Below are 20,327 nucleotides of genomic sequence, written 5' to 3' on the forward strand. Positions count from 1 at the left end.
TGGCACCGATGGCTCGCTGAGCCCAGGAGGAACGCACCATGAACACCACCACGCACCGTCCCGCCGGCCGCAACCGTGCGCCCGGGTCCTCGTCCTGGCGGGTCGTCGACATCGTCGTGGCCGCCGTCCTCGCCGCCGTGTGCGCGGTCGTCTTCTGGGCGTGGTCGAACCTGCTCTATCCCGTGGTCGGAGCCGCCGCGGTGACCTATCCGCCCGCCGTGGGGCTGATCGCCGGCGGCTGGCTCGTGGCCGGTGTGCTCGGCGGTCTGATCATCCGCAAGCCGGGCGCCGCGCTGTTCTGCGAGCTGCTCGCCGCCGTCATCGAGGGCTTCCTGGGCACCCACTTCGGCTGGACCGTGATCCTGTCCGGCCTCCTCCAGGGCATCGGGGCCGAGCTGGTCTTCGCCGCGGTGCGCTACCGCCGCTACAACGCCGCGGTGGCCGCCGCGGCGGGCGCGGTCAGCGGCATCTTCCTGGGCGTCAACGAGAGCATCATCTACAACTACGAGTGGGCCCTCGGCCACCAGGTGGTCTACGTGGTCCTCGCGGCCCTCTCGGGCGCGGTGCTCGCCGGCCTGCTGATGTGGGCCGTGGTGAAGGCGCTCGCAGCCACCGGCGTGCTGCAGGGCCTGGCCTCGGGCCGGGTCGCACGGCGATGACCGCCGCGGCGGTGCGTCCTCCCGGCACGCCCGCCGCCGCGGGGGCCCGCGTCGAGGCCCGCGGCTTCGGCTGGCACCACCCCGGCCGGGAGGCCCCCGCCCTGCGGGGCATCGACCTGGTGGTCGAGCCGGGGGAGCGGGTGCTGCTGCTGGGGCCGAGCGGGGCGGGCAAGTCGACGTTCCTGCACGCCCTCGCGGGGGTCCTGCACGACGACGACGGGCTCTCCCGCCACGGGGAGCTGCTGCTCGACGGCACGGACCCGGACCGGGCACGGGGACGCGCCGGGCTCGTGCAGCAGGACCCCGAGTCCCAGGTGGTCCTGTCCCGTATCGGGGACGACACCGCCTTCGGCCTCGAGAACCTCGCCGTGCCCCGGGAACAGATCTGGCCCCGGGTCCGCGCCGCCCTCGACGACGTGGGGCTGGCCCTGCCGCTCGACCATCCCACCGCCGCCCTGTCCGGCGGGCAGAAGCAACGCCTGGCGCTCGCCGGTGCCGTGGCGATGAGCCCGGGGCTGCTCCTGCTCGACGAGCCCACCGCGAACCTGGACCCCGCAGGGGTGCGGCAGGTCCGGGACGCGGTGGCACGGTGCCTGGACCGCAGCGGGGCCACTCTGGTGGTCGTGGAGCACCGCGTGGCGGTGTGGGCCGACGTCGTGGACCGTGTCGTCGTGCTCGGCCGCGACGGGGGGATCACGCACGACGGGTCCCCGGCGCAGGTCCTGGGGGAGGCCGCCGACGAGCTGAGCCGCGCCGGGGTCTGGGTTCCCGGGCGGGTCCCGCCCACCCGCGCGCCCGCCCGTCCCCGGGGGGACGCGGAGCCGCTGCTGAGCGCGGCCGCGCTGGCCGTCTCGCGCACCCAGCCCTCCGCACGGCAGCTGCGCGCCGGCGCCGGGCGCGGCGGCGGGGCCGGGCGCTGAGCGATCCCGCGGCGGGCCGGGACCTCCCGGCCGCGGCGACCGGCGTGGGACTGGACCTGCTCCGTGGCCGGGCACTGGCCGTGACGGGCGCCAACGGCGCCGGGAAGTCGACCCTCGCGCTCACCCTGGCGGGCCTGCTGGCGCCCGTGCGCGGCACCGTGACCGCGCACCCGGCCCTGGCCCGCGGCGCCGGACCGGACCCGCTGGAGTGGGCCGGACCGGACCTGGTGGCCCGCGTCGGGACGGTCTTCCAGGAGCCCGAGCACCAGTTCCTGCGCGCCACCGTGCGGGCCGAGCTCGAGCTCGGCCCCCGTCTGGCGGGCACCCCGGCGGCCGACCGGGACCGTCGCACGGGAGAGCTGCTCGACCGGCTGCGGCTGACCCACCTGGCGGACGCGAACCCCTTCACCCTCTCCGGCGGTGAGAAGCGGCGGCTGTCGGTGGCCACGGTGCTGGCCACCGATCCGGACGTCCTGGTGCTCGACGAGCCCACGTTCGGCCAGGACGCCCTGACCTGGGCCGAGCTCGTGGACCTGCTCCTGGAGGTCGTGGACGCCGGCACGGCCGTGCTCGCGGTCACCCACGACGAGGACTTCGTGCGGGCGCTCGGGGCCGAGGTGCTGGAGCTGGGAACGTCCGCCCCCGGGATCGTGCCGGAGCAGGTCGCTCCCGCACGTGGCGCCGTGGTGGAGCCCGGTGCTCCTGGACGGGGCGTCGTGCTGAAGTCGGGTGCTCCTCGACGGGGTGCCGTGGTGGAGTCCGGTGCGCCCGCACAGGGCGTCGTGGCGGAGTCGGGCACGCCCGTGCCGGGGCTCCGGGCGGCCACGGAGCAGGTCCGGTGAGCGCGCCCGTGATCGGCCCGGCGGCCCGGGCCTCCCTGCTGGGCCGCGCCCATCCCGTGGTGAAGCTGGCCGGTGCCCTGGCCCTGACCGTGACGCTGCTGCTCAGCGCGGATCCCGTGACGTCGGGGATCGTGCTGCTGGGCGAAGTGCTGCTGCTGACGCTGGCCGGACGGCGCCCGCCGGCGCAGCTGCTGCGCGCCTGGCCCCTGCTGCTCGCGGCGCTCGTGAGCGGATGGGGCACGGCGCTGCTCGCCGAGGACTCCGGGCCGGTGCTGCTCGACCTGGGGATCACCGAGCTCTCGGCCGGGTCGCTCGCCGCGGGCGCGGCGATCGCCCTGCGCGGGCTCGCGCTGGCGCTCTCGGGCCTGCTCGTCGTGCTCAGCACGGATCCGACGGACCTCGCCGACGGACTGGCCCAGACGCTGCGGCTGCCCGCCCGGTTCGTGCTGGCCTCCTTGGCGGCCCTGCGCCTGGTGGGCGTGATGCTCACCGAGTGGTCCACGCTGGCGATGGCCCGCCGGGCCCGCGGCGCCGGCTCGGGGCACGGCCCGGTGGGCGTGCTGCGGGAGTTCGGCGGGCAGGCGTTCACCCTGCTGGTCCAGTCCCTGCGCCGTGCCACGCGGCTGTCGGTGACCATGGAGGCGCGCGGCTTCGGCGCGGGCCCGCGCACGTGGGTCCGGGTCCCGGGACACTCCTGGAGGGACGCCGTGGTGCTGGCGGGGTGCGCCGCCGTGGCCGTGGCGGGACCGGTGGTCTCCGTCCTGCTCGGGACGCACCGGTTCATCTGGGCCTGAGGCCGGGGCGCCGCGCCTGCGGATGCCTGTCGCCCACCCGTCAGGCCTGCGTGTCCCCACCCGTCACGGCCTTCGCCCCTGCAGGTCGCGCGGCCGTGCCCGTCACGCCCGGGCCACCCAGCCCGTCACGAGGCGGGTGAGCTCCGCGTCCACGGGCAGCGGGTGGGAGTCGAGCCGGCGCACCGGTACGGCGAGCCGCACGCTGGAGACGAGCCAGAGGGCGTCCGCCGCCAGGAGGTCGGCGGACTGCAGGGGTCCGTGGCCCAGCTCCCAGCCGTCGCGCCGGGCGGCGTCGAAGATCGTGGCCTGTGTGGTGCCGGGGAGGATTCCCTGCGAGGGCTCCGGGGTCACGAGGGTGCGGACGCCCTCGCGCACGCGGGCGCAGACCACGGAGGACGTGGCGCCCTCCAGGATCCGGCCGTCCGGGGCCGTGAAGATCGCCTCGTCCGCGCCGAGGGAACGGGCATGGCGCAGGGCGGCCATGTTGATCGCGTAGGACAGGGTCTTGGCCCCGGGCAGCAGCCACGGATGCGCGGCGTCCTGCGCCGGGTCGTGGCCGCGGGGCAGCAGCACCGCGGAGACTCCCTCCCGGCGCTGCCGGAAGGTGGACTCCGGTACGGGGCTCACGGCCACCCACGACCACGGGCCGGCTTCGGGGGTGCCGCGGCTGACGACCACCTTGACGCTGTGCTCGGCGCCCAGCCCTCCGTCCCCGCCGGGGGCCGCGTGGGCGAGCCCCAGCTCGACGGCCTGCCGCAGCACCTGCGCCGAGGGCACGGGGAGCTGGGCCAGGCGCGCCGAGGCGGACAGGCGCCGGTGGTGGACGGCGAACTTCTGCACCCGCCCGTCGACGACGCGCAGGCTCTCGAACACCCCGTCCCCGCGGGTGAGTCCCTGGTCGTCGACGCGCACGAGCGGGACGGCCGGGTCGGCGAGGACCCCCTCCGGGTGTGCGGCGTCGAGGACGACGACGGTGCTGGTCACGGTTGTCTCCTGTCGGTGCGGGCGCCCGCTCAGTGGACGGGGCCGGGGTGCAGGACGTCGACCTGCTCCCAGACGTGGTCCTCCGCCAGGTAGGCGTCCTCCTGGGCGGCCCACTGCTCCCAGTGCTCGGCGTAGTACGCGCCGTCCCGGCTCAGGGCCCGGTCGTAGCGCAGCGCGGTGGGCAGCTCGACCCAGACCGAGACGTCCAGCAGGGTCCGGGCGGCGGCCGAGCAGGCCCCGACGCCCTCCAGGACGACGACCTCCGCGACGCGTGTCAGGCGGGGGGTGCCCGGGGACCCGGTGACCCAGTCCCAGGCGCTCCACTCGGCGTCCCGGCCGGCGCGGAGAGGGGTGAGGACCTCCTCCACGTAGGTCCGGGTGCCGGGGCGGAGACCGTCCCAGCCCGGGTAGAGGTCCTCCATGTGGAAGAGGGTCACGTCCCGCACGGGACGGAGCACCTCGGCGAGCTGCTCGGCCAGGGTCGTCTTCCCCGCGCCCGAGCGCCCGTCGATGCCGATGAGCCAGGGACGTCGGGTGGGGGTGGGAAGCAGCCGGGCCAGGTTGGTGCCGGCCGGGTGGGCCGCGGCGACCGCGGCGTCCACCTCCAGCTCGATGTCGATCACGCGTCTCCGGCGTCCCGGGCGCGGCCGGCGCCGGGGACCGCGGCGTCCAGTTCCCCGGCGACGGCGCGGACCACCCCCGGCACGGCGGCGGCGATCATGCCGTAGGTGGTCTCGAAGTCCTCGGCGCCCCCGTACCAGGGGTCGTAGATGCCCAGCTCGGTGTGCTCGGAGCCGGCGACGGCGGGGTCGAACTCCCGCAGCAGGCGCACCTTCTCGGCGGCGGGAGCGTCGGGGGCGAGGGCGCGCAGGCGCCGCCAGTGGACGAGGTCCAGGGCGAGCACGAGGTCGCGGTCCGCGAACCGGGCCGGGTCGAAGGCCTGGGCGGCGTGCGCGGAGGCGTCCAGCCCCTCGCGGCACAGCAGGTCCCCGGCCCGCGGGTCGACCGGGTTGCCGAGCTCCTCGTCGCTCACGCCGGCCGAGTCGACGCGCACGCGCTCGCCCAGACCGGCGGCCTCGAAGGCGCGGCGCAGGGCGAACTCCGCCATGGGCGAGCGGCAGATGTTGCCGGTGCACACGGCCACGATCGAATACATAGCGGGCAGTCTAAGCCGGACGGGGCCGGGGACGAGAAGTGCGGCCGCCGCCCGGAGGCGACGGCCGCACTTCTCGTCCCGGGGGAGGGTCAGGTCCGGTCCCGGTCCTGACGGAGCGGGAGATCCGCGTCCGGTGCCGGTTCCGGTTCCGGGTGCGGCCGATCGGGGTGCTGGCGGGATCCGTCCGGGTTCAGGACCGATCCGTCCGGGGCCGCACGCGATCCGGTCTCCGCGTCGAGGTCGATCTCCTGGCCGTTCTCGTCGACGCGCCGGTACCAGTCGGTCACGGCGGGGTCGTGCGAGTCGAACGTCTCGCCGGCGGCCCGGGCGCCCGGGGCGTGCTCCACCTGGAGGGCGAAGTCGTCGCCGTGCTCCTCGATGCCGTGGATCACGGCCTTGCGCACGGCCGTGACGGCGAACTCGTGCCGGATCGTGGCGGGGTCGCTGCGCAGGTCCTTGTAGAAGGAGACCATCAGGAAGGCGACAATCACCGCGAACGGCAGGGCCGAGACGGTCACGAGGTTCTGCATCCCGGTCAGGGCGTCGTCGCCGCCCACGAGCATCATGACCGTTGCGATGCCGCCCAGGGACAGGCCCCAGAACACGACGATGGAGCGGTTGGGCTCGGGCCGACCGCGCTGGGACAGGGTGCCCATGACGATGGACGCCGAGTCCGCGCTGGTCACGAAGAAGATGCCGATGATGACCATGGCGAGCACCGACGTGATCGCGCCCAGGGGCAGGGCGTCGAGCATCCCGAACAGCACGGCCTCCTGGCCGCCCGCGGCCGCGAGGTCGGTCCCGGTGCGCTGCAGGTACATGGCGGTGCCGCCGATGACCACGAACCAGAGCACGCACATCGAGGAGGGCACCACGAGCACCACGGTCACGAACTGGCGCAGCGTGCGGCCACGGGAGATCTTGGCGATGAACATGCCGACGAACGGGGACCAGGACAGCCACCACGCCCAGTAGAAGACGGTCCAGCCGCCGGCGAAGGCGGTCGAGTCCTCGCCCCAGCCGCCGGTCTGCCCGGTCATCCACAGATACTCCTGCAGGTAGGTGCTGAACACGGCCGGCACGAGGTCCAGGATCAGGACGGTGGGCCCGGCCACGAACACGAACAGGGCCAGCAGGAAGGCCAGCAGCAGGTTCGTGTTGGACAGGTAGCGGATGCCGCGGGCCACACCGGAGACGGCGGAGACCACGAAGGCGGCGGTGAGCACGGCGATGACCGCGATCAGGCCGCCGTTGCCCAGCGGGCCCCATCCGGCCACGATCTCGAGGCCCCGCGAGATCTGCAGCGCGCCGATCCCCAGGGAGGCCGCGGTGCCGAAGAGGGTCGCGAAGATGGCGAACACGTCGATGAGCCGGCCCAGGCTGCCCTCGGCGCGCTGCTGGCCGATCAGCGGCACGAAGATGCGGCTGATGAGCGGGGGACGGCCGCGGCGGTAGGCGCCGTAGGCGACGGCCGAGCCGACCACGGCGTACATGGCCCAGGGGTTGAGACCCCAGTGGAAGGCCGTCTGGACGAGGGCGTAGACGGTCATCTCCTCCGACCCGGGATCCGCGCCGAAGCCGGGGACGCCCGCGCCGAAGTGGCTCAGCGGCTCGGAGGCGCCGTAGAACATCAGGCCGATGCCCATGCCCGCGGCGAAGAGCATGGCCAGCCACGAGAAGAAGGAGTACTCGGGCTTCTCGTCGTCCATGCCCAGCGGGATGCGGCCGGTGCGGCTGAAGCCGACGACGAGCATGAACAGCACGGCGGCCGTGGACAGCGCGGTGAAGAACCAGCCGGCGTTGCCCGTCACCCAGCCCAGAGCCGCGGTGGAGGCGGCGGTCAGGGACTCGGTGGAGAGCACGCCCCACGCGATGAACGCCACGATCAGCGCGGCGGTGACGAGGAAGACGACCTTGTCCGTGCCGTATCGCAGCTTCTGGTCCTCCACGGCGATGCCGGGGACCAGCGCGGGGTGGATGCCGTGCGGATAGTTGATCTCCCGCAGCACCTCGCGCGGCTTGGGCCGGTGGGGTGAGCCGTTCGGGCTCTCTGACTGCGGCGTATGGGGTGGTGTGGTGCTCACGGAGGCTCCTGCGGTGTCGGGTGCGTGCGGTGTCGTGTCGGGATGCGTGCGTGGGCGTGCGGGGCGGACCCGGGGGCGGGCCCGGGGATGTCGAGGAGGGCCCGGAGGCCCGGGCGCAGCAGCCCAGTCTACCGGAGAGCTCTCCCGGCAGCAGGGGGCGGATCCGCTCTCACGCCAGGCACCGCAGAGAAATTGAGTCGGGTCGACTCAAGTCGACTTGACACCGGCCGGTCGCATGGCAGACTTGAGCCAGGAAAACTCAAGACCTGAGACCTCCGGGACCTCAACGGGGCCGTCACGGCCCGCCCGGTTCAGCTCGACCCGAAGGAGAACACTCCATGTCTCGTGCAGTAGGAATCGACCTCGGCACCACCAACTCCGTGGTGTCCGTGCTGGAGGGCGGCGAGCCCACCGTCATCGCGAACGCCGAGGGCAACCGGACCACCCCGTCCGTCGTCGCCTTCTCCAAGGACGGCGAGACCCTGGTCGGCGACATCGCCAAGCGCCAGGCCGTCACCAACGTCGACCGCACCATCGCCTCGGTCAAGCGCCACATGGGCACCGGCTGGTCGAAGGAGATCGACGGCAAGAACTACACCGCGCAGGAGATCTCGGCGCGCATTCTCATGAAGCTGAAGACCGACGCCGAGTCCTACCTGGGCGACAAGGTCACCGACGCCGTGATCACGGTCCCGGCGTACTTCAACGACGCCGAGCGCCAGGCCACGAAGGAGGCCGGCGAGATCGCGGGCATGAACGTGCTGCGCATCGTGAACGAGCCGACCGCCGCGGCCCTGGCCTACGGCCTGGAGAAGGGCAAGGAGGACGAGCTCATCCTCGTCTTCGACCTCGGTGGCGGCACCTTCGACGTCTCCCTGCTCGAGGTCGGCAAGGACGAGGACGACTTCTCCACCATCCAGGTCCGCGCCACCGCCGGTGACAACCGGCTGGGCGGCGACGACTGGGACCAGCGCATCGTCGACTGGCTGCTGTCGCAGGTGAAGTCCAAGACCGGCGCCGATCTGTCCAAGGACAAGATCGCCCTCCAGCGGCTGAAGGAGACCGCCGAGCAGGCCAAGAAGGAGCTGTCCTCCGCGACCAGCACCAACATCTCCCTGCAGTACCTCTCCGTGACCCCCGAGGGCCCGGTGCACCTGGACGAGCGACTCACCCGCGCCAAGTTCGAGGAGCTGACCCGGGACCTGCTCGAGCGCACCGAGAAGCCGTTCAAGGACGTCATCGCCGAGGCCGGCATCTCCGTGTCCGACATCGACCACGTGGTCCTCGTGGGCGGCTCGACCCGCATGCCCGCGGTCGCCGAGACCGTGCAGCGCCTGGCCGGCCAGGAGCCGAACAAGGGCGTGAACCCGGACGAGGTCGTCGCCGTCGGCGCCGCGATCCAGGCGGGTGTGCTCAAGGGCGACCGCAAGGACGTGCTGCTGATCGACGTGACCCCGCTGTCGCTGGGCATCGAGACCAAGGGCGGCGTGATGACCAAGCTCATCGAGCGCAACACGGCCATCCCCACGAAGCGGTCCGAGACCTTCACCACCGCCGAGGACAACCAGCCCTCCGTGTCCATCCAGGTCTTCCAGGGAGAGCGCCAGTTCACCCGGGACAACAAGAACCTGGGCACCTTCGAGCTGACCGGCATCGCCCCCGCCCCGCGCGGGATGCCGCAGATCGAGGTCACCTTCGACATCGACGCCAACGGCATCGTCCACGTCTCCGCCAAGGACAAGGGCACCGGCACCGAGCAGTCGATGACCATCACGGGCGGGTCCTCCCTCTCCAAGGAGGACATCGACCGCATGGTCAAGGACGCCGAGGCCAACGCCGAGGCGGACCGGGTGCGCCGGGAGGCCGCCGACCTGCGCAACAACGCGGAGCAGCAGGCGTACTCCGTGGACAAGCTGCTGAAGGACAACGACGAGAAGCTGCCCGCGGACGTGAAGTCCGAGGTCCAGGCCGACGTCGACGCCCTGAAGCAGGCGCTCGAGGGTGAGGACGAGGCGGCCGTGAAGTCGGCCTACGACAAGCTCCAGCAGTCCCAGACCAAGCTCGGCGAGGCCCTCTACGCGCAGGCGCAGGCCGACGGCGCCGAGGGCGCCCCCGGCGCCGACGCCACCGGCGCGGCAGGCGACGAGGACATCGTCGACGCCGAGGTCGTCGACGACGAGAACGAGAAGAAGTGAGCATGCCCGATCCCACGCCAGGACCCGACGAGAACCCGGCGGAGAACGCTTTCGAGAACTCCGCCGGGAACCCCGACGAGCAGGCCGCGCAGGACTCCGGTCCCGGCTCCCCCGAGGAGGCCGGGCCGGAGGGCCTGACCGTGGACGACATCCTCTCGACCCCGCAGTCCACCGACGCCGGCTCCGCCGACGCAGGTGCGGCCGCGGAGGAGGACCCGTCCGCGGCGCTGGCCGCCGAGCGGCTCGAGGAGCTGCGCCGGCTGCAGGCCGAGTTCGTGAACTTCAAGCACCGCACGGCCCGTGAGAAGGAGCAGCTGCGCACGTTCGTGACCGGCGACCTCCTGCAGACCCTGCTGCCGGTGTTCGACGACATCGACGCGGCCCGCCAGGCCGGGGACCTCACCGACGGCCCGTTCGCGTCGATCGCGAACAAGCTGGAGGAGATCCTCGTCCGGCAGGGACTGACCCGCATCGGGGCGGTCGGCGAGACGTTCGACCCGAACGTCCACGAGGCGGTGCTCCAGCAGCCCACCAGCGAGGTCGAGCCCGACCAGGTCTCGATGGTGCTGCGCTCCGGCTTCCGGATCGGCGAGCGCGTCGTGCGGCCGGCCCAGGTGGCCGTCGCCGTCGCCGAGTGAGGCCGGGCCCGGCCTGACCGGCGCGGGAGGGGAGGCCCGTCCACGGGCCTCCCCTCCCGTCCCCCCAGCCACGGCACCGCGCCGGGGCGACCCCAGGACTTCCACCGGGTGCTGCTCGTCAGGACCCCCCACCGGCCCCAGAGAAAGGAGGCGTCATGGCCAGCCAGGACTGGATCGACAAGGACTTCTACAGCATTCTCGGCGTCTCCAAGGACGCGTCCGAGGCGGACATCAAGAAGGCCTACCGCAAGCTCGCCCGCCAGTACCACCCCGACCAGAACCCCGGGGACGCGGAGGCCGAGCAGCGGTTCAAGGACATCACCGAGGCGAACTCCGTGCTCTCCGACCCGGAGGAGCGCAAGCAGTACGACGCGATCCGGGCCATGGGCTCCGGTGCCCGCTTCACGGCCGGCGGCCCGGCCGGCGCGGGCGGCTCGGCGAACTTCGAGGACCTCTTCGGGGACATCTTCGGCGCCGGCGGCGGTGGCCGGCGCCGGCGGACCAGCTACTCCACCGGCGGTGCCGGCTTCGGCGGGGCCGGCGGCTTCGAGGACCTGTTCTCGCAGTTCGGCGGCCCGGGCGGCTACGGCGCCCCCGGGGCCGGCTACCAGGCCCCGCCCGCCCGCGGGGAGGACATCCGCACGGAGACCTCCATCCCGTTCCGCTCCTCGGTGCAGGGCACCACCGTGAAGCTGCGCCGCGGCAACGGCCAGGAGACCACGGTGCGCGTCCCGGCCGGGGTGCGCGACGGGCAGAAGCTGAAGCTTGCCGGCAAGGGCCACTCCGGCCCCGGCGGACCCGGCGACCTCTACGTCACCGTGCACGTGGGCTCGCACCCGTTCTTCACCCGCGTGGACGGCACGGACGACGTCGAGGTCACCGTGCCGATCAGCTTCCCCGAGGCGGCCCTGGGCGCCACCGTGGACGTGCCCACCCTGGACGGCGGCACGGTGCGGCTGAAGGTGCCCGCCGGGACCTCCTCGGGCCGGCGCTTCCGCGTCAAGGGCCGCGGGTTCAGCACGGCCAAGGGCACGGGGAACCTGATCGTGACCGTGGAGGTGCACGTGCCCGCCCACCTGGACGAGGCGGCCGAGGCCGCGGTCCGCGCGTTCGCGGAGGCGACCGCCGACGACGACCCTCGGGCGGGCCTGGCCACGAAGGCACGGGTCTGAGATGGCTCTCGACGCCGACCAGCCGCTCTTCGTGATCTCCGTGGCCGCAGAGATCGCGGAGATGCATCCGCAGACGCTGCGCCAGTACGACCGGCTCGGGCTGGTCAAGCCCTCCCGCGCTCCGGGCCGGGCGCGGCGCTACTCCCAGCGGGACATCGAGAAGCTGCAGCAGATCCAGGTGCTCTCCCAGCAGGGCGTGTCCCTGGAGGGCATCCGGCGCATCCTGCAGCTGGAGAACCAGGTCGCGGCCCTGCAGGCGAGGGTGGCCGAGCTGTCCCAGGAGCTCGACGAGGCCCGGGAGCGGGCCGAGGAGTCCTCACGGATCTTCGCCGCCGGGATCGGCGGGGACGTGGTGCGGATGGCCCGCGGCTCGCGCCCGCGGGCCCGCAAGATCTCCCAGGCGTGGTGCTCTACCGGCCGCCGCGGCAGCAGGAGCGCTGAGCCGCCCGCCGGCGGCGCGGACGGCGGGCGCTCCGGGCGTCCGCGCCCCGGCGCGGGCGCCGCTCGGCGCAGGTGCTGCTCGGCGCAGGTGCTGCTCGGCGCAGGTGCTGCTCGGCGCAGGTGCTGGGCCGCGCAGATGCTGCTCAGCGCAGGTGCTTCTCGAAGCCCACGTCGTACACGCCGTCCGTGTAGCTGTGGGCGACACCGGGAAGCGGGACGTACCCGGTGCTCCGGTAGAGGGCGGAGGCCTCGGGCTGGCGGTTGCCGGTGGTGAGGTAGATCCGCCGGTAGCCGGCGGCGGCGGCGAGCCGCTCGAGCTCGGCCAGCACCCGCCGGGAGTACCCCCGCCGGCGGTGGGCGGGATCCGTCCAGATGCGCTTGAGCTCGGCCGTGACGTCGTCGTGCCGCCGGAAGGCGCCGCCGGCCACCGTCAGCCCGCCCTCGAGCAGCAGCACGAGGCCTCCGGTGGGGGCCCGGAACTCGTCGACGGGGTGGTGCTCCATCTCCTCCGCGCCGATCGACGGACCGTAGCGCGCCACGTACTCCCGGTGCAGGCCCTCCAGCAGCGGCCGCGTGCGGGGATCCCCCGGGGGCACGACGACGAAGCCGTCCGGGGAGGTTGCCACGCTCACGGAAGCCGGCGGTAGGTCAGGTCGCGCGGCACGCGTCCCGCCTCCTGCGCCTTGCGCTCGAAGCTCGTCAGGACCCGGCCCTCCCAGCGGGGGGCCCAGCCCACGTCCGGGTGCTCGTCGTCGGCGAGCGGACCCGGGTGCAGGTTCTCGAACCGGGGGGCGGCGTCCAGGACCTCGCGCATCACGAGCGCGTACTCCTGCCAGTCCGTGGCCAGACGCCACAGCCCGCCCGGGACGAGCACCCGTGCGGCCAGGTCGGCGAAGGCGGGGGAGACGAGGCGCCGCTTGTGGTGGCGGGTCTTGTGCCACGGGTCCGGGAAGAACACCCACAGCTCGTCGACCGAGGCGGGGGCCAGCATGTGCTCCAGGACCTCGGGGGCGTTGGCCTGGACCACCCGGACGTTGTCCACGCCGGCCTGGCCCGCCTTGAGCAGCAGGTCCGCGATCCCCGGCTTGTACACCTCGACGGCGAGGTAGTCGCGAGCGGGATCCTGGGCGGCGGCGTGCACGACGGCCTCGCCCAGCCCGGAGCCGACCTCCACGACCAGAGGAGCCTCGCGCCCGAAGGCCGCGGCCGCGTCGAACTCGTGGTCGGGGTGCACGGAGGTGTCGGTGCGCACGCGCGGGACGTCCAGGACGCGCGTGGGCGCCCAGTCGTCCCACGCCTTCTGGCGGCGGGCGGTCAGGCGGTCACCGCGGCGCACGAAGGAGTACGGCCGGCGGTGGAAGGCCTCCGGGACGGGGCCCTGGCCGATGCCCCCGGCGTGCTCTCCGGCGGCCTCCTCGGCAGGATCCTCGGACGTCGTCTCGGCGCTTCCTGCGGCGCCCTCTTCGGCGCTCACGTCAGCGGCCTCGTCGGCAGGCGGCTCGGCAGGGGTGTCGGCGGGGGAGGGAGTGTGCTCGGTCATCGCCCTACATCCTAGGCGCAGGCCGGACCGGTCCGGTGGCGCTGTCCGGCAGGAGCGGTTCGGCCCAGCGCCGGCGAGGCGCCTCCCACACCGCGAAGCGGGCCAGCAGCTCGTCCGCGTCCCGGGCGACCACGGCGGCGTCACGGTACTCCGGGCGCACCAGCCCCGCGGCGGACATCGCCGCGACCGCGTCCAGCAGGGGCCCCCAGAACCCGGAGACGTCGAGGAAGCCGACCGGCTTGGCGTGCACCCCCACCTGCAGCCAGGTCCACGCCTCGAAGATCTCCTCCAGGGTGCCGAGCCCTCCGGGCAGGGCCACGAACCCGTCCGCGAGGCGGGCCATCTCCGCCTTGCGCTCGTGCATCGTCCCGACGACGCGCAGCTCGGTCAGGCCGGTGTGGGCCGTCTCGTCCTCGACGAGGGAGCGCGGCATCACCCCGATCACCTCGCCGCCGGCGGCCAGGGCGGCGTCGGCGACGACGCCCATCAGTCCCACGTGGCCGCCGCCGTAGACCACGCCCACCCCGCGGCGGGCGAGCTCGGTGGCGAAGGCCGCGGCGGCCTCGGCGAACAGGGGGTCGGAGCCCAGGGAGGCCCCGGTGTACACGGCGAGTCTCATGAGGACATTCTCGCCGCACCGGCGCCGATAGCATGAACCGGGCTGCACCCGCGCCCTGCCACGCATCCACAGCGGCGCCCGCCGCCCCGTCCCCGCTCCGCCCCCGCACCCACCATCACCACCCGCACCCGCCCCTGCACGCCCCTTCCCGAGGACCGACCCACCATGAGCTCACCCATCCCCGGCCAGCCGGTCCGTTCCCGTCTGCGTCTCAGCGGCAGGGCGGACCGGGTCGTGCTGGTGGCGGCACTGGGCATCCTCAGTGCGGTCAGCCCCATGGCCACGGACATGTACCTCGCGTCCATGCCGGCCATGGCCGCGCACTTCGGCGCCTCGACCTCCGCGGTGCAGCTGACCCTCACCAGCTACATGATCGGCATGGCCCTGGGGCAGTTCCTGCTGGGCCCGGTCTCCGACGTGCTCGGGAGGCACCGGCTCATGGTCGCCGGCAACGTGCTGTTCCTGCTCAGCTCCGTGGCCGTGGTCCTCGCACCCGGCGTCGGCACGGTGATCGCGCTGCGCGCGGTGCAGGGCGCCGCCGGAGCGGCGGGCGTGGTGATCGCCCGGGCCGTGGTCTCGGACATCGCCTCCGGACGCCGGGCCGCCCAGCTCTTCTCGGTGCTCGCCACCATCACCTCCCTGGCCCCGGTCGTGGCCCCTCTGCTGGGCGGGGTGATCGCCACCGTGGCTCCGTGGCAGACCGTGTTCTGGGCGCTCGCCGCCTTCGGGCTGCTGATGCTCGCGTGCTCGGTCCTCGTGGTCCCGGAGACCCTGCCGCCGCACCGGCGGCACCGAGGCGGCGTCGGGGCCGTCGTCGGCGGCTCCTGGCGCGTGCTGCGCACCCCGTCCTTCATGGGCTACGCGCTGGCCTTCGGAGCGGCGTTCGGGGCGCTGTTCTCCTACATCTCCGCCTCCTCCTTCGTGGTGCAGAACGTGCTCGGCTACTCGGCGCTGGGCTACTCCGTGATCTTCGCGGTCAACGCCTGCGGCTCGATCCTGGGGGCCCTCGTCAACACCCGGCTCGTCGGCAGGGCGGAGCCCGGGCCGGTCCTGCGCACCGCCCTCGTGGTCATGGGCACGGTCAACGTGGTGGGGCTCGTCCTGGTCCTCGCGGGCATCACCGGGTGGACCACGCTGGCGCACCTGTTCGTGAGCCAGACCTGCATCGGGTTCATCCTCGGCAACGCCGTGGCGCTGGCCCAGTCGCGGGTGCCCGGCCGGGCGGGCGCCGGCTCGGCGGTGCTCGGGCTGGTCCAGTTCCTCATCGGCGGTCTCGTGAGCCCGCTGACCGGTCTGGCCGGGCAGCACAGCGCGGTGCCCATGGCCGTGTCCATGGCGGTGTGCTCCCTGCTGGCCGTGGGTGCCGTGCTGCTCGCGGCTCGGTGCTCCCGCCGGCCGCCGGGAGCACCGAGCCCCTCCGCCGGCCCGCCTCCGGATCCGTGACCGGCAGCCGGCCTTCCGGCCCCTGACCTGCGGACCGCCGGACCTGTGATTAGATGCCTCCTGCAGAGACGGAGATCACACCCTCGACCGGTCTCCGCTCGACCACCCACCCGACACCCACGGGAGAACACATGCTCCAATCCATCGAGACTGCCCTCGGCACGCTGGGCGGCATCATCTGGGGGCCGTACGTCCTCATCCCCCTGCTGCTCCTCACCGGCCTGTACCTCACGGTCCGGCTGGGCGGGCTGCAGTTCCAACGGCTCGGATCCGCGCTGCGCCTGGCGCTGTTCGAGCGCAAGGACGAGGACGCCCACGGCGGCGACGTCTCCCAGTTCCAGGCGCTGACCACGGCGCTCGCGGCGACCGTGGGCACCGGCAACATCGTGGGCGTGGCCACCGCCATCTCGATCGGCGGCCCCGGCGCACTGTTCTGGATGTGGGTCACCGGCCTGCTCGGCATGGCGTCCAAGTACTCCGAGGCCTTCCTGGCCGTGCGGTTCCGCACCACGGACGCCAAGGGCGAGATCTCCGGCGGCCCCCAGTACTACCTGGAGCGGGGCATCCCGTCCGGGTTCGGCAAGTTCCTGGCGATCTTCTTCGCGATCGCCGCCGCCCTGGCCGCGTTCGGGATCGGCAACATGACGCAGGGCAACTCGATCGCCTCCAACGTCGAGAGCTCCTTCGGCGTGCCGACCTGGATCACCGGCGTGGTGCTCGCGGCACTGACCCTGGCCGTGCTCGTGGGCGGCATCAAGTCCATCGGCAAGGTGACGGCGGGGTTCGTGCCGTTCATGATCCTGTTCTACGTGCTGGGCGCGCTCTTCATCCTGATCGTGAACGTCGCCGCCATCCCGCAGGCCGTCGTCCTGATCTTCACGGACGCCTTCACCGGCACGGCGGCGGTCGGCGGCTTCGCCGGGTCGGCCATCATGCTGGCCGTGCAGATGGGCGTGGCACGCGGCATCTTCTCGAACGAGTCCGGCATGGGCTCGGCCGCGATCGCCGCGGCGGCCGCCCGGACCACCCACCCGGTCCGGCAGGGCCTCGTGTCCATGACGCAGACCTTCATCGACACCATCATCGTGGTCACCTGCAGCGGCCTCGTGCTCATCACCACGGGGGTGTGGGAGCAGGGCGCGGACTTCGCCGCCACCATGACCGGCGACGCGTTCAGCCAGGGCCTGCCCGGGCAGTGGGGGCACATCGTGGTCACCGTCGGCCTGGTCCTGTTCGCCTACTCCACGATCCTCGGCTGGGCGTACTACGGCGAGCGCTGCATGGAGCGGCTCTTCGGCGTCGCCGCGGTGATGCCCTACCGCCTGGTGTTCTCCGCGGTGGTCTTCGTCGGGTGCACGGTGCCGCTGGCCGTGGTGTGGAACTTCGCCGACGTCATGAACGGGCTGATGGCGATCCCCAACCTGGTGGGCCTGCTCATCCTGTCCGGCCTGATCGCCCGGGAGACCAAGCACTACCTGGACCACGACCCGCAGCTGCGGGCGAACCGGCAGCAGATCGACGCGTTCATGGAGGGCCGCCCCGGCGCGATCGACTCCTACGAGCGCACCGGCGTCTGACGCGCCGGCGCCCGGCACGCCGGCGCCCGAGGGCCCGACGTCCTGACGGGGGTCGGGCCCTCGGTCTAGCCTGAGGGCATGAGCCGACTTCCCGCCCCTCGCCCGTTCTCCTGCGCGGCCGCCACCGGCGCGGTCTACGACCAGGGCGCCCACGTGACCGACTGGATCCCCCGTGGGCAGGCACCGGTGCTGTGGCTGTCCCCGAGCACGGCACTGGAGACAGGCACCCCGGTGCGCGGCGGCGTCCCGATCTGCTTCCCGTGGTTCGCCGACGGGGCCGCGGGCGGCCGTGCGCCGAAGCACGGCTTCGCGCGCACGCTCCCGTGGCACGTCGAGTCGCGGGAGTCCTCCGACCACGAGGCCGTGGTCGTCTACCGGCTCACCGACGAGGACATCACCGATCCGGCCCACCGCGAGCAGTTCCCCTACCGCTTCGAGGCGTACTACGTGGTGCGTTTCGGGACCGAGCTGTCCCTGGAGCTGAGCATCACGAACACCGACGACCGGGCCTTCGACGTCGAGGAGGCCCTGCACGCCTACCTGGTGGTCGGGGACGCGCGGAAGATCCGGGTGGAGGGCCTCGACGGCGCCGGCTACCGGGACAAGGTGCTGGACCGCGACGACTGCGTCCAGGAGGGCGCGCTCCACCTCGAGGGCGAGACGGACCGCGTCTACCGCTCGGACGCGGAGGTCTCCGTGGTGGATCCCGTCCTGGGGCGCGTCCTGCGCATCCGCAAGGAGAACTCGCGGAACACCGTGGTGTGGAACCCGTGGGCGGAGCAGGCGGCCGCCATGTCCGACATCGGCGCGGACGGCTGGACCGACTTCGTGTGCGTCGAGGGGGCCAACGTCCAGGCCGAGGCCGTGCACCTGGAACCGGACGAGACCCACACCATGGCCTACCGGGTGGCGGTCGAGGCCACCGAGCAGGACCCGGGTCGGTCCCCCGCCTGAGAAGCAGGAGCCCTGGGATCGACGACGCCGTCGGGAGGGGGCCGGCCTGCCGCACACGCCGCGCTGCAGGCCATGTGCAGTGGCCTGCGGTGTCGGAGGCTGCGGCCCCGGTGCCCATACGGCGCTGCGGCCTGCCTCCGCCGGCCGGCGCGGTCGGGGGTTTCGGCTTTGGTGCCCACGCGGCACTGAGGGCACCGTGGTGTCCGGCGGTCCGCACTGTCGGAGGCTGCGGCCCCGGTGCTCACACGGCACTGAGGCGCACCTCGGGCACCCGACGGTCAGAACGGGGGAGGGTCTGCCGCCTCCGGCGCCCACGCCGCGGCGGAGGTCCCGGTCCACGACCATCCGGCCGACGGGTCCGGGACGGTCCGGTACGTCCGCCCGGCCGGCGACGTCCACTCGAGCGCTCCACCGGAGCGCGCCGGCCCCAGGTGCCGCACCGACCAGCGGCCGAGTGCACCGTGGCGGTGCTTGACCAGATGGTGGTGGCGGCACAGGTGGGCGAGGTTGTCCGCGGCGGTGCGCCCTCCGTCCAGCCACGCCACCGTGTGGTCGAGGTCGCACCGCTCGACCCGCCGACGGCATCCGGGGAAGCGGCAGGTCCCGTCGCGCAGCCGCAGCAGGCGGCGCAGATCGGCGGGCACGGCGTAGCTGGTGCGGTCGTGGTCGAGGACGGCGCCCGTGAGGGGGTGCGTCAGCACGCGCTGCCACGACGATGCGCCTGCGGCGAGCTCGCGGGCCGCCTCCGCGCTGATCGGGCCGTGGCCGGCGAGCACCGGCGCGTCGTCGGGCACCCCCTCGGCAGGGCCGCCGGGACGTGGTCCCAGCAGGGTGAGCACCGGGACCGTCACGCAGACCTGGCCGCGCACGTCGCGCGGGAACGAGGGGTCGTCGGAGACCTCTCCGGCCAGCAGGAGATCGGCGAGGACGTCCGCGCGAAGCTGGGCCTCGGTCCGGCCGGCCGCGTGCCGCCCGGTGCCGGCGGCGTGGTCCGCGGCGCCCGGTGCCTCGGCGATGTCCGCGAACGGGAGGTGTTCGCCGGGCCGCGCCTGCCCGCCCGGCTGTGCCGGCCCGGAGTCTGCCGGGCCGGATGCCGCCGCGGCCGCCTCCTGGGGGCCGAGGAGCGCCACGAGGGCGTCGAGCCGGTCCTGCACCGCGAGTGCCGTGGGCGCGTCGAGCAGCGCGTGGAGGAAGGCCATGCCGTCCTCGCCGTGCTCGATCCACACGCGGCGTCCTGCGCGGGCCGCCCGGTGCCTGGCCTCGTGGGTCTCCGCCAGCAGCGCCGCGCGGCGGCGTCGCGACCACGCGCGCAGCTGCGCCACCGTGCAGTGCGGAGCCCGTTCCACCAGGTCGTCGGCGAGCCGCCGCACGAGGGCCGGGGGTGCCTCCTGACCCGGCGGAGCGTCCTCGACCAGCTCCCGCCACTGGTCGGCGATCACCGAGGCATGGCGGGCGCTGAAGCGGCCCGCCTCCAGCGCCTCGAGGGCTCCGGGAAGGTGCAGACCCAGCACGAGGGCCTCGCGAACGCGGTCGAGCGCCGTGCCCGCCGGCAGGTGGAGCGCCGGGCCGATCTCCTCGGCGACGTCGCGCACCAGCTGGTCCTCGGTCTCCAGGAGGGAGCACACGAGGTCGTCGGCCGCGGACGGCATCAGCCCCGCGGAGGAGACCCAGTCGATCTCACGGTCCTCCCAGGCCAGCAGCCACAGACGGTAGATGCAGCGCAGCTGGCGCCCCGCCTCCCGTGCCTGGGCGGCCGCGGAGTCCACGAGCTGCCCGACGACCGCCCGGACCTCGGCCCGGACGTCGGTGTCCAGCACCCGCTCCCCGGCGGGAGCGGTGCCGCGCGGGCCCGGAACAGGACGGGACCGGCGGTGCGACGTCGTCGTCATGACGTCATTGTCCCGGCCGCCTCGGACGTCCTAAGGACTGCGCGGCGCCCCCGTCCGGGGAGGACGCGGCGCCCCGCCTCCGGAGGGAGATGTGAAACGGGTGCCGCCCGTCCGTCCGGACGTGCGGCACCCGCGGGGTCCCTGAGGGGCCGTGACTACTTGGAGACCACCAGGCCGCGGCGATCGCGGCCAGGAAGGCGTCCTTCGAGAGGCCGGTGCCGGCCTCGGTCGGGCGGATGCCGTCCTCCTGGGTCATGTCCGGGTTGCGGAAGTACATCGCGAGCAGGCCGGCGGAGAAGGCGCCGAGGGCCAGGCCCGCGAGGCGCTTGTTGACGAACGGCGTCAGCAGGGCGGCGCCGATGCCCATCTCGGAGTAGGCCACGAACTTGCCGAAGGCGTCGGCGTCCCACTCCTTGAACT

The 20,327-nt window shown here is 73.7% G+C and carries 17 protein-coding genes and 2 pseudogenes; 10 read left to right on the forward strand and 9 right to left on the reverse strand.

All coding sequences use genetic code 11. The features are described 5' to 3' along the window. Window positions 1-38: 38 nt before the first annotated feature. From BJF77_RS19095 to BJF77_RS19110, 3 genes and pseudogenes are all read left to right on the forward strand, one after another. Window positions 39-659: an ECF transporter S component gene (locus BJF77_RS19095; RefSeq protein ID WP_047804448.1), complete on the forward strand. Its 621-nt coding sequence runs from the start codon at window positions 39-41 to the stop codon at window positions 657-659. Then, window positions 656-2,421, forward strand: a pseudogene (locus BJF77_RS19760) (ABC transporter ATP-binding protein). The gene BJF77_RS19095 and the pseudogene BJF77_RS19760 overlap by 4 nt, the downstream one beginning before the upstream one ends. After that, on the forward strand, window positions 2,418-3,215 hold the full coding sequence (locus BJF77_RS19110; RefSeq protein ID WP_075873157.1) for an energy-coupling factor transporter transmembrane protein EcfT: 798 nt from the start codon (window positions 2,418-2,420) through the stop codon (window positions 3,213-3,215). Before BJF77_RS19760 ends, BJF77_RS19110 begins: the two are co-directional and overlap by 4 nt. Window positions 3,216-3,317: 102 nt before the next feature. Here the strand turns inward: BJF77_RS19110 and BJF77_RS19115 are convergent, their stop codons facing one another. The 4 genes from BJF77_RS19115 to BJF77_RS19130 all read right to left on the reverse strand — a co-directional run bounded on the left by BJF77_RS19115 (window position 3,318) and on the right by BJF77_RS19130 (window position 7,439). Beyond that, window positions 3,318-4,199: an aminodeoxychorismate lyase gene (locus BJF77_RS19115; RefSeq protein WP_075873158.1), complete on the reverse strand. Its 882-nt coding sequence runs from the start codon at window positions 4,197-4,199 to the stop codon at window positions 3,318-3,320. Window positions 4,200-4,228: 29 nt separating this feature from the next. Then, the gene (locus BJF77_RS19120) at window positions 4,229-4,822 is read right to left on the reverse strand and encodes a uridine kinase (protein ID WP_075873159.1); all 594 of its coding nucleotides are present in this window, start codon (window positions 4,820-4,822) and stop codon (window positions 4,229-4,231) included. Continuing rightward, the gene (locus BJF77_RS19125; RefSeq protein ID WP_075873160.1) at window positions 4,819-5,355 is read right to left on the reverse strand and encodes a low molecular weight protein-tyrosine-phosphatase; all 537 of its coding nucleotides are present in this window, start codon (window positions 5,353-5,355) and stop codon (window positions 4,819-4,821) included. The genes BJF77_RS19120 and BJF77_RS19125 overlap by 4 nt, the downstream gene beginning before the upstream one ends. 89 nt (window positions 5,356-5,444) lie before the next feature. Then, entirely contained in the window at window positions 5,445-7,439 is a 1,995-nt protein-coding gene (locus BJF77_RS19130; protein ID WP_082157499.1) for a BCCT family transporter, read from the reverse strand. Between the two features lie 338 nt (window positions 7,440-7,777). Here BJF77_RS19130 and dnaK point away from each other — a divergent pair, with 338 nt between their 5' ends. The 4 genes and pseudogenes from dnaK (at window position 7,778) to BJF77_RS22255 (ending at window position 11,885) form a co-directional block, all read left to right on the forward strand. After that, on the forward strand, window positions 7,778-9,634 hold the full coding sequence (gene dnaK / locus BJF77_RS19135) for a molecular chaperone DnaK (RefSeq protein WP_075873161.1): 1,857 nt from the start codon (window positions 7,778-7,780) through the stop codon (window positions 9,632-9,634). 2 nt (window positions 9,635-9,636) lie between these two features. Next, window positions 9,637-10,272: a nucleotide exchange factor GrpE gene (locus tag BJF77_RS19140; protein WP_047804443.1), complete on the forward strand. Its 636-nt coding sequence runs from the start codon at window positions 9,637-9,639 to the stop codon at window positions 10,270-10,272. 155 nt (window positions 10,273-10,427) lie between these two features. Next, window positions 10,428-11,444, forward strand: coding sequence for a DnaJ C-terminal domain-containing protein (locus BJF77_RS19145; protein ID WP_075873162.1), 1,017 nt, complete (start codon window positions 10,428-10,430; stop codon window positions 11,442-11,444). 1 nt (window position 11,445) lies between these two features. Then, window positions 11,446-11,885: pseudogene (locus BJF77_RS22255) on the forward strand (heat shock protein transcriptional repressor HspR). A 143-nt stretch (window positions 11,886-12,028) separates the two neighbouring features. On the opposite strand, the gene BJF77_RS22260 reads toward BJF77_RS22255, so the two are convergent. The 3 genes from BJF77_RS22260 to BJF77_RS19165 are packed head-to-tail and all read right to left on the reverse strand — an operon-like array spanning window position 12,029 to window position 14,044. Then, a complete protein-coding gene (locus BJF77_RS22260) occupies window positions 12,029-12,517 on the reverse strand; it encodes a GNAT family N-acetyltransferase (protein WP_255396371.1) in 489 nt (162 codons plus the stop codon). Then, entirely contained in the window at window positions 12,514-13,425 is a 912-nt protein-coding gene (gene trmB, locus BJF77_RS19160) for a tRNA (guanosine(46)-N7)-methyltransferase TrmB (protein WP_255396372.1), read from the reverse strand. Before trmB ends, BJF77_RS22260 begins: the two co-directional genes overlap by 4 nt. Window positions 13,426-13,429: 4 nt before the next feature. After that, window positions 13,430-14,044, reverse strand: a complete 615-nt coding sequence (locus tag BJF77_RS19165) for a TIGR00730 family Rossman fold protein (protein WP_047804440.1) — start codon at window positions 14,042-14,044, stop codon at window positions 13,430-13,432. Window positions 14,045-14,209: 165 nt separating this feature from the next. Here BJF77_RS19165 and BJF77_RS19170 point away from each other — a divergent pair, with 165 nt between their 5' ends. From BJF77_RS19170 to BJF77_RS19180, 3 genes are all read left to right on the forward strand, one after another. Continuing rightward, window positions 14,210-15,487, forward strand: coding sequence for a multidrug effflux MFS transporter (locus tag BJF77_RS19170; protein WP_083665275.1), 1,278 nt, complete (start codon window positions 14,210-14,212; stop codon window positions 15,485-15,487). A 131-nt stretch (window positions 15,488-15,618) separates the two neighbouring features. Continuing rightward, a complete protein-coding gene (locus tag BJF77_RS19175; RefSeq protein ID WP_075873163.1) occupies window positions 15,619-17,064 on the forward strand; it encodes a sodium:alanine symporter family protein in 1,446 nt (481 codons plus the stop codon). Window positions 17,065-17,142: 78 nt separating this feature from the next. Next, a complete protein-coding gene (locus BJF77_RS19180) occupies window positions 17,143-18,018 on the forward strand; it encodes a D-hexose-6-phosphate mutarotase (RefSeq protein WP_075873164.1) in 876 nt (291 codons plus the stop codon). 278 nt (window positions 18,019-18,296) lie between these two features. Here the strand turns inward: BJF77_RS19180 and BJF77_RS19185 are convergent, their stop codons facing one another. Together BJF77_RS19185 and BJF77_RS22955 are read right to left on the reverse strand one after the other, a co-directional pair. After that, a complete protein-coding gene (locus BJF77_RS19185) occupies window positions 18,297-19,907 on the reverse strand; it encodes an HNH endonuclease signature motif containing protein (RefSeq protein ID WP_083665276.1) in 1,611 nt (536 codons plus the stop codon). 4 nt (window positions 19,908-19,911) lie between these two features. After that, a complete protein-coding gene (locus BJF77_RS22955) occupies window positions 19,912-20,289 on the reverse strand; it encodes a hypothetical protein (protein ID WP_369821450.1) in 378 nt (125 codons plus the stop codon). Window positions 20,290-20,327 lie beyond the last annotated feature (38 nt).

Origin of the sequence: Kocuria sp. CNJ-770 (assembly GCF_001942375.1) — a bacterium.
GTDB classification, from domain to species: Bacteria; Actinomycetota; Actinomycetes; order Actinomycetales; family Micrococcaceae; genus Kocuria; species Kocuria oceani.